This window comes from Agromyces sp. NPDC055661, from assembly GCF_053618135.1.
In genome coordinates this window covers 478294-490254 of the sequence record NZ_JBSHHC010000001.1, presented here as the reverse complement: position 1 = coordinate 490254, position 11961 = coordinate 478294, and the positions used below count along the sequence as shown (strand labels likewise).

At 72.0% G+C, this 11961-nt stretch carries 12 protein-coding genes; 5 read left to right on the top strand and 7 right to left on the bottom strand.

The genetic code is table 11. The annotated features are described in order from the left end of the window. Positions 1 to 7: 7 nt before the first annotated feature. Both ACWGO8_RS02240 and ACWGO8_RS02235 read left to right on the top strand, forming a co-directional pair. Positions 8 to 1183, top strand: coding sequence for a thiolase family protein (locus ACWGO8_RS02240; RefSeq protein ID WP_452041512.1), 1176 nt, complete (start codon positions 8 to 10; stop codon positions 1181 to 1183). 76 nt (positions 1184 to 1259) lie between these two features. Continuing rightward, the gene (locus tag ACWGO8_RS02235; RefSeq protein WP_452041511.1) at positions 1260 to 2048 is read left to right on the top strand and encodes an SDR family NAD(P)-dependent oxidoreductase; all 789 of its coding nucleotides are present in this window, start codon (positions 1260 to 1262) and stop codon (positions 2046 to 2048) included. A 71-nt stretch (positions 2049 to 2119) separates the two neighbouring features. Here ACWGO8_RS02235 and ACWGO8_RS02230 read toward each other — a convergent pair whose 3' ends face one another. The 3 genes from ACWGO8_RS02230 to ACWGO8_RS02220 form a co-directional block, all read right to left on the bottom strand. Beyond that, on the bottom strand, positions 2120 to 3097 hold the full coding sequence (locus tag ACWGO8_RS02230; RefSeq protein ID WP_452041510.1) for a permease prefix domain 1-containing protein: 978 nt from the start codon (positions 3095 to 3097) through the stop codon (positions 2120 to 2122). Continuing rightward, positions 3094 to 3435 (bottom strand): PadR family transcriptional regulator, encoded by a 342-nt coding sequence (locus tag ACWGO8_RS02225; protein WP_452041509.1) that lies wholly within the window; start codon positions 3433 to 3435, stop codon positions 3094 to 3096. Before ACWGO8_RS02225 ends, ACWGO8_RS02230 begins: the two co-directional genes overlap by 4 nt. A gap of 321 nt (positions 3436 to 3756) precedes the next feature. Further along, entirely contained in the window at positions 3757 to 5199 is a 1443-nt protein-coding gene (locus ACWGO8_RS02220; protein WP_376956451.1) for a helix-turn-helix domain-containing protein, read from the bottom strand. Positions 5200 to 5327: 128 nt separating this feature from the next. Between ACWGO8_RS02220 and ACWGO8_RS02215 the strand changes: the two genes are divergently transcribed. The 3 genes from ACWGO8_RS02215 (at position 5328) to ACWGO8_RS02205 (ending at position 7970) form a co-directional block, all read left to right on the top strand. Continuing rightward, positions 5328 to 7193 (top strand): phosphoenolpyruvate carboxykinase (GTP), encoded by a 1866-nt coding sequence (locus tag ACWGO8_RS02215; RefSeq protein WP_452041508.1) that lies wholly within the window; start codon positions 5328 to 5330, stop codon positions 7191 to 7193. A 141-nt stretch (positions 7194 to 7334) separates the two neighbouring features. Then, the gene (locus tag ACWGO8_RS02210) at positions 7335 to 7715 is read left to right on the top strand and encodes a DUF1622 domain-containing protein (protein ID WP_452041507.1); all 381 of its coding nucleotides are present in this window, start codon (positions 7335 to 7337) and stop codon (positions 7713 to 7715) included. Between the two features lie 57 nt (positions 7716 to 7772). Next, entirely contained in the window at positions 7773 to 7970 is a 198-nt protein-coding gene (locus tag ACWGO8_RS02205; RefSeq protein WP_452041506.1) for a hypothetical protein, read from the top strand. A 16-nt stretch (positions 7971 to 7986) separates the two neighbouring features. Here the strand turns inward: ACWGO8_RS02205 and ACWGO8_RS02200 are convergent, their stop codons facing one another. The 4 genes from ACWGO8_RS02200 to ACWGO8_RS02185 form a co-directional block, all read right to left on the bottom strand. Then, a complete protein-coding gene (locus ACWGO8_RS02200; protein ID WP_452041505.1) occupies positions 7987 to 8463 on the bottom strand; it encodes a 2'-5' RNA ligase family protein in 477 nt (158 codons plus the stop codon). Between the two features lie 50 nt (positions 8464 to 8513). Further along, positions 8514 to 9335 (bottom strand): hypothetical protein, encoded by an 822-nt coding sequence (locus ACWGO8_RS02195; protein WP_452041504.1) that lies wholly within the window; start codon positions 9333 to 9335, stop codon positions 8514 to 8516. 157 nt (positions 9336 to 9492) lie between these two features. Beyond that, complete coding sequence (locus ACWGO8_RS02190) at positions 9493 to 11382, bottom strand: ABC transporter ATP-binding protein (RefSeq protein WP_452041503.1); 1890 nt, start codon at positions 11380 to 11382, stop codon at positions 9493 to 9495. Between the two features lie 170 nt (positions 11383 to 11552). After that, positions 11553 to 11780 carry a hypothetical protein gene (locus ACWGO8_RS02185; protein ID WP_376956465.1) on the bottom strand — a complete coding sequence of 76 codons (228 nt, stop codon included), beginning with the start codon at positions 11778 to 11780 and terminating at the stop codon, positions 11553 to 11555. Between the last annotated feature and the right edge of the window lie 181 nt (positions 11781 to 11961).

Here is an 11961-nt window from a genome sequence, read left to right as displayed (position 1 = left end):
TGGACGCATGAGCACCGAAGCCGTCATCGTCGACGTCATCCGCACGCCGGTCGGGCGCGGCAAGCCCGGCGGCATCCTCTCGGGCGTGCACCCGGTCGACCTGCTCGCCGGCGTGCTCGACGACCTCGTGTCGCGGAACGACCTCGACCCGGGCATCGTCGACGACGTGATCGGCGGATGCGTCAGCCAGGTCGCCGAGCAGAGCTACAACATCACCCGCAACGCCGTGCTCGCGGCGGGGTTCCCCGAGACGGTGCCGGGCACGACCCTCGACCGGCAGTGCGGATCCAGCCAGCAGGCCGCGGCCTTCGCCGCGCAGGCGATCCTCGCCGGCCAGGCCGACATCGTCATCGCGTGCGGCGTCGAGTCGATGAGCCGCGTGCCGCTCGGATCGAGCGCGGTCGGGGCCGACCCGTACGGACCGCGCCTGCACGCGCGCTACCCCGACGGGCTCGTCAACCAGGGCGTGTCGGCCGAGCTCATCGCCGCGAAATGGGACCTGTCGCGCGAGGAGCTCGACGCGTTCGCCGCGCGGTCGCACCGCCTTGCGGCTGAGGCCGGGGCGTCCGGCGCCTTCGCGACCGAGGTGGTGCCGGTACCGGGCGTCGACACGCTCGTCGACGAGACCGTGCGGCCCGCGACCTCGGTCGAGTCGCTCGCAGGGCTCAACCCGGCGTTCCGCACCGACGCGCTCGCCGAGCGCTTCCCCGACCTGGACTGGCGTATCACGCCGGGCAACTCGTCGCCGCTCACCGACGGCGCGTCGGCCGCGCTCATCATGAGCGCCGAAGCCGCCGAGCAGCTCGGGCTCGAACCGCGCGCGCGGTTCCGCTCGTTCACGGTGGTCGGCAGCGACCCGCTCTACATGCTCACGGGTGTCATCCCGGCGACGGCGAGGGTGCTCGAGCGGGCCGGGCTCACGCACGACGACATCGACGCCTACGAGGTGAACGAGGCATTCGCGTCGGTGCCGCTCGCCTGGCTCGCCGACACGCGGGCGGATGCCGCGAAGCTGAACCCGCGCGGCGGCGCCATCGCCCTCGGCCACGCGCTCGGCTCGAGCGGCACTCGCCTGCTCACGACCCTCGTGAACCAGCTCGAGGCGACCGGCGGACGCTATGGGCTGCAGACCATGTGCGAGGGCGGCGGCATGGCGAACGCCACGATCATCGAGCGCATCTGATCCACCGCCCGCCGAGCCGGTCGAAGCGGGCATGCACCGGCGCTCGCTCAGCGAGCGGACTCACGAAAGGACGCACATGGAACTCAGCGGGGCATCCGCGATCGTCACCGGCGGGGCGTCGGGCCTCGGCCGCGCCACCGCGCGCGCGCTCGTCGAGGGCGGGGCATCCGTCGTGCTCGTCGACCTGCCCGGTCCGCGCGGCGAGGAGGCCGCGGCGGAGCTGGGCGAGCGCGCCCGGTTCGTGGCGGCCGACGTCGCGAACGAGGCGGAGGTGCAGGCGGCCGTCGACGCGGCATCCGCCCTCGCGCCGTTGCGCGTCGCCGTGAACTGCGCCGGGATCGTCACCGCGAACCGCACCGTCGGGCGCGACGGACCCGCGCCGCTCGACGCGTTCGAGCGCACGATCCGGGTGAACCTCATCGGGACGTTCAACGTCACCCGGCTCGCGGCCGCGGCGATGGCCGCCACCGAGCCCGTGGAGGCGTCGGTGCCGAGTGGCCCGGCGACGCCCGAGCGCGGCGTCATCGTCTCGACGGCCTCGGTCGCGGCGTTCGACGGCCAGGTCGGCCAGGCCGCCTACTCGGCGTCGAAGGCCGCGGTCGCGGGCATGACCCTGCCGATCGCACGCGACCTGTCGAAGCTGCTCATCCGCGTCGTCACGATCGCGCCGGGCATCTTCGAGACGCCGATGATGGCGGGGATGTCCGACGAGGTGCGCGCCTCGCTCGAGGCCCAGGTGCCGCATCCGTCGCGCCTCGGACACCCGACGGAGTACGCCGCGCTCGTGCGGTCGATCATCGCGAACCCGATGCTGAACGGGGAGGTCATCCGCCTCGACGGCGCGATCCGGATGCAGCCGAAGTAGCATCGCCCAGCGAGTCGGACGAGCGGATGCCGTGGGGTCGGGCCCCGCGGCATCCGCTCGCGTCGGCTGGATCAGATCCGTCCGATGGTCGGCATCGCGCCGCCACGACCCCGCACCGTCTTGATGACGCCGTCGACCACGTCCCAGATCGCGACGCCGATGACGACGACGAGGATCACGGGCACGATCACGTCGCCGGCGTCGCCCCACGGCCAGCCCATCGCGTCGAGCGCCGCGGGGTTGATGAGCTGCCCCGTCGTGAAGAGCCAGACGGCCGGCACGACGAACGCGACGTTGAGCACGAGGTTGGCGGCGGCGAGCCACCAGTTCCAGCCCCACAGGTGGATCGCGACGGCGAAGAGCATCTCGAGTCCGATGAGCACCAGGAAGTACGGGAGCCAGAAGCTCCACAGGTCGGGGTTCAGCAGCGGGATCGACTCGAGCGCCCCGACCCACGGGATGCCGAACTGCTGCCAGACGATGAGGATCGCGAACAGCCCGAGGAAGACGATCGACGCGATGAGCTCCGAGAGCTTTCCGGGACGGCCGAGTTCGGGCAGCTGGGGCAGCATCTCGGGATTCCAGGTGAGCTCGGCGGCTGCGGCGCCGGGGGAGCGCTCGGCGATCGCGAAGGCGGCCGTGGTCCAGAACCCGAGATTCACGACGAGCGAGAAGCCGACGCTCACGGCGCTGCCGATCACGTCGCCGACCTGGGCGCCCGAGAGCACCTGGGCGAACGCGACCGCCGCCACCGCGATGGGCAGCACCACGGCGTAGAGCAGCTTCAGCAGGCGCCACCAGGCGAGGTAGTAGCGCGGCCCGATGAGCTGCAGCGGGCGGTCGACGTAGCTCGCGGCGAGTGCCGCGGGATCGCCGAGTTCGACGAGGGCCATGCGCTCGGCGTCGGCCGGGGCCCGGCCGGTCTCCACCAGGGCATCCGTCGCGTCGCCGATGCGCTCGCGGAGCTCGCGCTCGAGGTCGGTGCGCTGGGCCTCGGGCACGCTGCGCGCGGCGGCGTAGACGTACCGGTCGGTCAGTGAGGCGTTCATCGTTCGTCTCCCGTGGTCAGGCGCGTGAGCGCCGCGTCGATCAGGTGCCAGTCGGTGGTGAGGGCACCGGCGAGTCGCTCGCCGGCGTCGCTCGTGCGGTAGAACTTGCGGGGCCGGGCCTCGTCGGTGTTCCACTCGCTCGTGAGGAGTCCCTGTTTCTCGAGGCGGCGCAGGAGCGGGTACAGGGTGTTCGCGTCGACCGTGATGCCGAGCCCGTTGAGGGACTCGAGCAGCGCGTACCCGTAGTCGGGCGTGCGCAGCCGGATCAGGCACGCGAGCACCACGGTGCCGCGGCGCAGTTCCTGCAGGTGGCCGGCGGTCGTGTCATCGGTGCTCATGTCCGACACGATACTGTGCGTCGCACACTAATGCAAGAGACACGATGCAGTGACGGATGCCGCGGCGCGCGGCATCCGCTCACTCCGCTCACATCCGCTCACTCCGCTCACTCCGCTCACATCCGCGCACATCCACGTTCACCCGCGCACATCCGCGTCCATCCGTGTTTCTCAGGACGCACCCCGCGAATGCGGCTGCTTCTCAGGAGATGTCGACGGCTTCGTCCGGCCGATCCCGAGATCCTCCTGAAATCGGACAGTCGACAGTCACCGACGAGCCGAAGCGGATGCCGCGCCCGCGGCATCCGCTGCATCACCGCGTCACTGGTCGGCGTGGGCCTCGAGGAACTCGTACACCTCGGCATCGTCGACGCCCGGGAACGTGCCCGACGGCAGCGGCGACAGCACGTGCGCGTGCAGGCGCGCGCTCGGCCACGCCCGCCCGGACCAGCGCTCGGCGAGTCCGAGCGGCGCCCTGCGGCAGCACGCGTCGTCGGGGCACGTCGACGCCGCCCGCAGGGTGGTCTCGCGCCCGCGGAACCACTTCGCCTGCGCGAACGGCACGCCCACGGTGATCGAGAACTCCGCGGCATCCGTGCGCCCGGTCTGCGTGGCGCACCAGAAGGTGCCCGCGGGCGTGTCGGTGTACTGGTAGTTCTCGGTCGTGCGGTTGGTGTGCTCGAACGCCGTGCGGGCGCTCCACTTCTTGCAGACCCACTGGCCCTCGATCGAGCCCGTGACGTCGGTGGGCAGCGGCAGGCCGTCGTTCTCGTAGCCCTTCAGCAGTGCGCCGTCGCCGTTCACACGCAGGAAATGCAGCGTCATGTCGAGGTGGCTCGTGGCGAGGTTGGTGAACCGCAGCGCCGCGGCTTCGTGCGTCACGCCGAACGCGTCGCGGAAGTCCTCGATCGCGAGCCGCTTCTCCTTCTTCGCCTGCTGCAGGAACGCGACGGATGCCTCCTGCGGCATCAGGCACGCGGCCGCGAAGTAGTTGATCTCGAGCCGCTGCCAGAGGAACTCGTCGTAGCTCGCGGGCGGCGTATGCCCGAGGAGGCGGTGCGCCATCGCCTGCAGCGCCATCGAGCGCAGGCCGTGTCCGCCGGGGATCGACGCGGGCGGCAGGTAGATGCGGCCGTTCGCGAGGTCGGAGATCGAGCGCGTCGAGTCGGGCAGGTCGCTCACGTAGATGAGCTGGAAGCCGAGGCGCTCGGCCATCACGCTGACCTCGCGGTGCGTGAGGGCGCCCGCGCGATGGCCGGAGGCGCGCACCTGGTCCTCGGCGAGCTGCTCGATGTGGGCGAGGTAGTTGTGCTGGGCGCGCATGCGCTCACGCAGGTCGGTGTTCGCCCGGCGCGCCTCCTCGGGAGTCGCGATGGCCTCGCTCGCGCGGCGCTGCAGCTCGCGGTGCAGGCCCACGATGGACTCGAGCGTCTCGTCGCTGATGCCGCGGCCCGGCCGGATGGCCGGAAGGCCGAGGGACGCGTAGAGGGGGCTCGACTGCGCGCGGCCGAGCTCGAGCTCGAGTGCGGCGCGTCGGCTGGGCGCCTCGCGGGCGAGGAGGTCGGCGAGCTCGACGTCGAGGGCGCTCGCGAGGGCGTCGAGCGTGGAGAGCTTCGGCTCGCGCTTGCCGTTCTCGATGAGGGAGAGCTGGCTGCCGGCGAGGCCCACCGCGTCGCCCAGCTGGTCGAGGGTCAGGCCGCGCTCGCCGCGGAAGTGGCGGATGCGTTGTCCCAGCGTGGCGAGGTCAGGGGTGCCGGCTCTCATGGCTTAAGGATAGCGAAAGATCGTGGATTCTTAACACGCGATTTGGCCGAACAGAACCCGCAAACCGGCGCATCCTTGAAGTACGAACCACTCCGGCCGGCCGGTCGGGACCCTGGAAAGGAACGAAGATGACGATCTCCGAGTTCTCCATCGGCACCGAGACCACCGCCGACGACGACCGGGCACGACGCGGCACCACCGACCCCGCGCTCAATGCCTGGGTCGCGGAGATCGCCGCCCTCACCAAGCCCGACGAGATCGTCTGGTGCGACGGCTCGAAGCACGAGGCCGACCTCCTCACGAAGCAGCTCGTGGCCGAGGGCAAGCTCACCAAGCTCAACCCGGAGTGGCGCCCCAACAGCTACCTCGCCCGCACCGACCCGTCGGACGTCGCCCGCGTCGAGGACCGCACGTTCATCTGTTCCACGTACGAGGAGGACGCCGGCCCCACGAACAACTGGCGCGACCCGCGCGAGATGCGCGCCGAGCTCACCGAGGTCTTCGACGGCTCGATGAAGGGCCGCACGCTGTACGTCGTGCCGTTCTCGATGGGCCCGCTCGGCGGCCCCATCTCGCAGCTCGGCGTCGAGATCACGGACTCGCCCTACGTCGTGCTCTCGATGGGCATCATGACCCGCATGGGCGAGCAGGTGTACCGCCTCATCGAGGCCGGCGAGCCGTGGGTGCGCACCGTGCACTCGGTCGGCTACCCGCTCGTCGACGGCGTCGGCCACCGCCGCGCCGAGGTCGACTGGCCGTGCAGCGACACGAAGTACATCGTGCAGTTCCCCGACTCGCGTGAGGTCTGGTCGTACGGCTCGGGCTACGGCGGCAACGCCCTGCTCGCGAAGAAGTGCTTCGCGCTGCGCATCGCGAGCGTCATGGCCCGCGACGAGGGCTGGCTCGCCGAGCACATGCTGCTCATCAAGATCACGTCGCCGCAGGGCAAGGTGTACCACGTGGCCGCCGCGTTCCCGTCGGCCTGCGGCAAGACGAACCTCGCGATGCTGCAGCCGACGATCCCCGGCTGGTCGGTCGAGACCATCGGCGACGACATCGCCTGGATGCGTCCCGGCGACGACGGCCGCCTCTACGCGATCAACCCCGAGGCCGGCTTCTTCGGCGTCGCGCCCGGCACGGGCGAGACCACGAACCCGACCGCGGTGCAGACCCTGTGGGGCAACACGATCTTCACGAACGTGGCGCTGCGCCCCGACGGCGACGTGTGGTGGGAGGGCCTCACCGACACCCCGCCGGCGCACCTCACCGACTGGGAGGGCAACCCGTGGACGCCGGAGTCCGGCCGCCCCGCCGCGCACCCGAACTCGCGCTTCACGGTGGCCGCCGCGCAGTGTCCGCAGATCTCCGACGACTGGGACGCGCACGACGGGGTGCCGATCGACGCGATCCTGTTCGGCGGACGCCGCGCCACCAACGTGCCGCTCGTCGCCGAGGCCCGCAGCTGGAAGCACGGCGTGTTCATGGGCGCGACGATCTCGTCGGAGCAGACCGCGGCCGCCGAGGGCACCGTCGGCGAGCTGCGCCGGGACCCGTTCGCGATGCTCCCGTTCTGCGGCTACAACATGGCGGACTACTGGGGCCACTGGGTCAAGATGGGCCGAGTCCTCGGTGGGAACGCGCCGAAGATCTTCCAGGTGAACTGGTTCCGCAAGGGCCACGACGGCACGTTCCTCTGGCCCGGATTCGGCGAGAACTCGCGCGTGCTCGAGTGGATCGTCGGCCGCATCGAGGAGGAGGCCGACGCCGTCGAGACGCCGATCGGCCTGCTGCCGGCGACGGGGTCGCTCGACCTCGAGGGCCTCGAGATCACGGATGCCGCGCTCGAGCACCTCTTCGAGGTCGACCGCGACTCGTGGCTCGCCGAGTGCGACCTCACCGAGGAGTACTTCGCCCAGTTCGGCGACCGCGTGCCCGCGGCGCTGAAGGCGGAGCTCGCCAGCCTGCGCTACCACCTCTCGCACCAGGCGGCGTAGTACCTGAGACTCGAGGGCCGGAGCGCGCACGGGAAGGCGCGCCCGGCCCTCGTGCATGCGCGGCGTCGTTCGCGGCGCGCGGCGGAATCGCGCGTCCCGATCGGCCCCGCGCGGCTAGCGTGTGCCGCAGAGGGGAGCGCGATGGAGTTCGGCGAGATCATCTCCAGGGCCGGCGAGGTCGTCGACGTCATCGGCGTGATCGCGATCGTCGTCGGCGTCGCCTATGCGATCATCGACGCGGCCCTGCGCGGCATGCGTCGCCTGAGCCCGATCTACACGCGGTTCCGTCGCGTGCTCGGGCGGGCGATCCTGCTCGGCCTGGAGCTGCTCGTCGCCGCCGACATCATCAAGACGGTGGCCGTCACCCCGACCCTCGAGTCGGTCGGGGTGCTCGCGATCATCGTGCTGATCCGGACGTTCCTCAGCTGGTCGCTCGAGCTCGAGATCTCGGGCCGCTGGCCGTGGCAGAAGCGCACCCAGGACGTCGACGAATCGGCGAGGGCGGAGGCCGAGGGCATCTGAGCGCCGCCCGTCCCGGACGGATTGCCGCTCCACGGAGCGGGGAGTAGCTTGCCGCCCATGGATTGGTGGTGGACCGTCCTCATCCTGGGAGGTGGGCTCATCGTCTTCGGCGTGGTGCTCGCGCGGCGGATCCGGCGCGATCGATCGTCGGGGACCGAGGGTCCCGACGCGTTCGACGACCCGGGCACCCGTGCGGCGGAACGCGGGCGCGACGATCCCGAGATCAGGCAGTGGGGCGCCGGAGGTCCCGGCTAGCCGCGACGCGCAGGCCTCACGCGCTGAGCGGCCACGCTGCGACGACGCGACGGTGATGGCCGCCCTGCGGCGGCCGCATGTCGATGAGCGCGACCGTCCTGAGCTCGACCCTGTCACCCGGGCGCACCCGTCCGTGCTGCTTGCGGGTCACGTGCGGCCGGAAGTCGAGGCGCGGCTGCACGTCCACGTCCGCGTGCCGGAGCGCCGCGAGCGTGCGGGTGCGCAGCGCGGCGAGCTCCCCACCGTCCTCGACGAGCGTGACCGGCACGTCGCGCCGTCGCCCGAACATCGCGTCCTCGCCGGCCGCCGCGTGGATCGCGCGAGCCTCCCGTCCGATGCCGTCGACGCCGCCCAGCACGGCGGCGACCTCCGCGGCATCGAGCGACGTGGGGAACGGCTCCACCAGCGTCACGTGCAGCGGCCATTGCGCGAGCGTGAACTCGTCGCCCGCGGCGAGCGGGACGAGCGGCAGCACGACGACGAAGCGCGCCATCCGGCGAGTCTAGCCGGGGCGCGCTCCGTCGATCGTGGTGGGTGCGGGCGTCACGCCACCCGGTGCGGCTCGTCGAGCCGGCCGACCAGGCGCAGCATCGCGGCCGGTGCGTAGCGGAACTCGATCGTGCCGCTGGCGCCCTGGCCGGCCGGGCCGATCCAGGTGCTCGAACCCTCGTGCACGCGCACCCAGCCGTCCTGGAACAGCAGGTCGGTGCCGATCACGAACGCCATCGCCGGGGTGTCGCCCTGGCGCACGGCGATCGATCCCTCGAACACCTGCGATGCCGACGCATCCTGGTCCTCGCGGGCCTGCACGCCCACGAGCGGGCGGGCGATCGGGGTGCCGAAGCCCGGCGCCTGGAAGGGGCTGGCCTTCGCGGCATCCGCGACGACGCCGAAGTTGACGCTCGTCGACGCGAGGCTGAGCGCCGCCTGGCCGTCGAGCACGAGCCGGCTCGACACGCTGAAGCGGTAGTAGAGGCGCCCGGACTCGCGGGCCGGCGGCAGCACGGCGACGCTCGCCCAGTTGCGCGACCAGCCGAGGGGCGCGCCCTCGCGGCTGGGCGGGTCGTAGACGCTCGCCGTGACGCGCACGGCGCCGTCGGCCTGGGTCGCGGCGGCGTGCAGCGAGCTCCGTCCGCGGTCCGACTCGGGCATCTCGTCGCGGACGGGCGTGAACGCCGGGAGCCGCTGCGGCTCCCAGTGGCGCAGCCAGCCCTGGATGCCGGCCTGGATGCGGTCGAACGAGTCGCCGAAGCCGCTGCGCGACGTCGTCGCGTCGGTGGCGTTGGGCAGGTCGTCGATGAGCTCGACGGGCAGCTCCTCGAAGCGGGAGAGGTCGCGGGCGCTGGTGACGGTCGCGATGGTCATGATGGTCCTCCGGGGGGAATGGGCTCGGGGCATCCGGAACCGGATGCGGATTCCCACGCTACGGAGGCCGTCGCGCCGGGCCATCCCGGCTAGCCCCCAAACCGCCCCGGGGTGAACCCTGAGGCGAAGCGGGGGCAGCCGACGGCCGACGGGCCGATCAGACCAGCAATTGGTGCGCCGCGAGGTCGCGGTACAGCGGCACGGATGCCACGAGCTCCGCGTGCGTCCCCTCGCCGATCACGCGCCCCTCCTCGAGCACGACGATGCGGTCGGAGTCGATCACCGTCGAGAGCCGGTGCGCGATCACGACGAGCGTGCGCCCGGTGGCGACCTCGTCGATGGCCTCGCGCATGAGGCGCTCGTTGACGCCGTCGAGCGACGACGTCGACTCGTCGAGCAGCAGGATGGGCGGCGCCGAGAGCAGGGCACGGGCGATCGCGAGGCGCTGGCGCTCGCCGCCCGAGAGCATGATGCCGTCCTCGCCCACGGCCGCGTCGAGACCGGCGGGATCGCGATCGAGCACGGCGCCGAGGTTCACCGCGCGCAGGACGTGCTCGCACGCGTCATCGGTCGCGTCGGGGCTGCCGAGCTTGAGGTTGTCGCGGAGGGTTCCGGCGAGCACGGGGGCGTCCTGCTCGACGTACCCGATCTGGCTGCGGAGTTCGCCGCGGTCGAGCGCGCGCAGGTCGAGGCCACCCATGCGCACCTCGCCGATGCTCGGGTCGTAGAAGCGCTCGATGAGCGCGAGGATCGTCGACTTGCCGGCGCCCGACGGGCCCACGAGGGCGATGCGCTGCCCGCGCGGCACCCGGAAGCTCACGCCGCGCAGCACGTGCTGCCTGTCCGTCACGTCGGGTTCGGGGAGGTGCTCGTCGGGGGAGTCGTTGCCGGGATCGGCCGGGTCCTGCCTCGTCGCGGCGTACGCGAAGTGCACGTCGTCGAACTCGATCGCCGCGGCATCCGGTCGCATGCCGTCGTTCGCGTCGCCGACCATGAGCGCGAGCGGGGCGAGCTCGCGGTCGTAGGCGTCCTCGTCGGGCAGGTCGAGGATCTCCTGGATGCGCCCGAGCGCGCCGAGCGCGGAGTTGACCGACGTGATCGCGCCGAACGCCTGGCCGAGCGGCAGGATCATCATGAACAGGAACAGGATGAACGACACCAGGTTGGCGACCGTGATGGCGCCGCTCGCGACGCGGTAGCCGCCGACGCCGAGCACCACGAGGAACGAGACCTGCATCGCGATCCCCGCGATCGGCACGATGAGCGCCGAGATCTTCGCGACCTGCACGCCCATGCGCCACGCGCCCTCGGCCTCCACATCGACGGCGCCGATCTCGCGGTCGGTGGCGCCCGCGGCGCGGATCGTGCGCACCGAGCTGATCGCGCGCTCGACCGCCGCGGCGACGTCGCCGACCTTCTCCTGCGCCCGGTGCGACGCGTCGCGCACGCGGCGCGAGAGCAGCGTGACCGTCGTGATCGCGATCGCGATGACGAGCACGGTCAGGCCGAGCAGCACGGGATCGAGGATGAGCATGGCGATGAGGGCGCCCACGAACGTGACGGCGCCGCCGATGGCCTCGACGAGGCCCTGCGTGAGCACGGCGCGGAGCATCGTGGTGTCGCTGCCGACGCGCGAGACGAGGTCGCCCGTGCGGCGCGTGTCGAACTCCGCGACGGGCAGGCGCAGGAGCTTCGCGACGAGTCGCTTGCGGCTGGACAGCACCACGCCCTCGCCCGTGCGCTGCAGCAGGTAGTGCTGGTAGCCCGAGATGATCGCGCTCACGACGACGAGCGCGACGAGGCCCCACACGAGCCAGCCGAGGGGCTCGCCGGCCTCGACGACGTTGATGACGCGGCCCACGAGCAGCGGCTGCGCGAGGCTCGTGAGGGCGCCCACGATCGAGAGCACGGCGACCCACATCAGCACGGGCCGGTGCTCGAAGAGGAACGGCAGCAGCTGCTTGAAGGTGGCGCGCGGCCCCTCCTGCGGCGGACGCCGCGCGAACGGGCTGCGTCGGGTCTCGGTCCGGGTGTCGGTGTCGCTCATGTCCTCTTCCTGCTCCGCGCTCGCGCGGTGGGCGGATGCCGCACCCGCCCGGTGGTCGCGTCGTCGCCGCCTTGCAGCATACGTGGCCCTGCTGGGTGCGGACCCGGGCCGGGTGCCCCAGCACTGCCGCGGCCCAGCACCGCGGGGGCTCGGCGCCGCGGGGGCTCGGGCTAGCCGCGCCCGTACTTCTTGTGCACCGCCTGCTTCGACACGTCGAGCGCCAGGGCGATGAGCTGCCAGCTCGACCCGGCGGCGCGGGCGCGGCGCACGGCGACCGCCTCGGCGCGGTCGAGCTCGCGGTTCAGCTCGATGCGCGCGTGGTGCAGCTCGCGCAGCGCCCGGTAGGGGTCGCCGCCGTCGGCCGCGGCGATGGCGGTGCGGAGGGTGCGGTCGTCCATGGCGTCAACCGTAGTTGACGCTGCCATGGCGTGTCAACCGTGGTTGACGTCTGCTGGCCGTTTCTCCCGCATCGACGCACGAACCCCCGCGACTCCTGAAAGCAAGGACGCGTTCGTGCGAGGGTGCGCGTGTCCTCGGATTCAGGAGCCGCCCGGGGCCGCGTTCGCGCCCGAGTTCGCC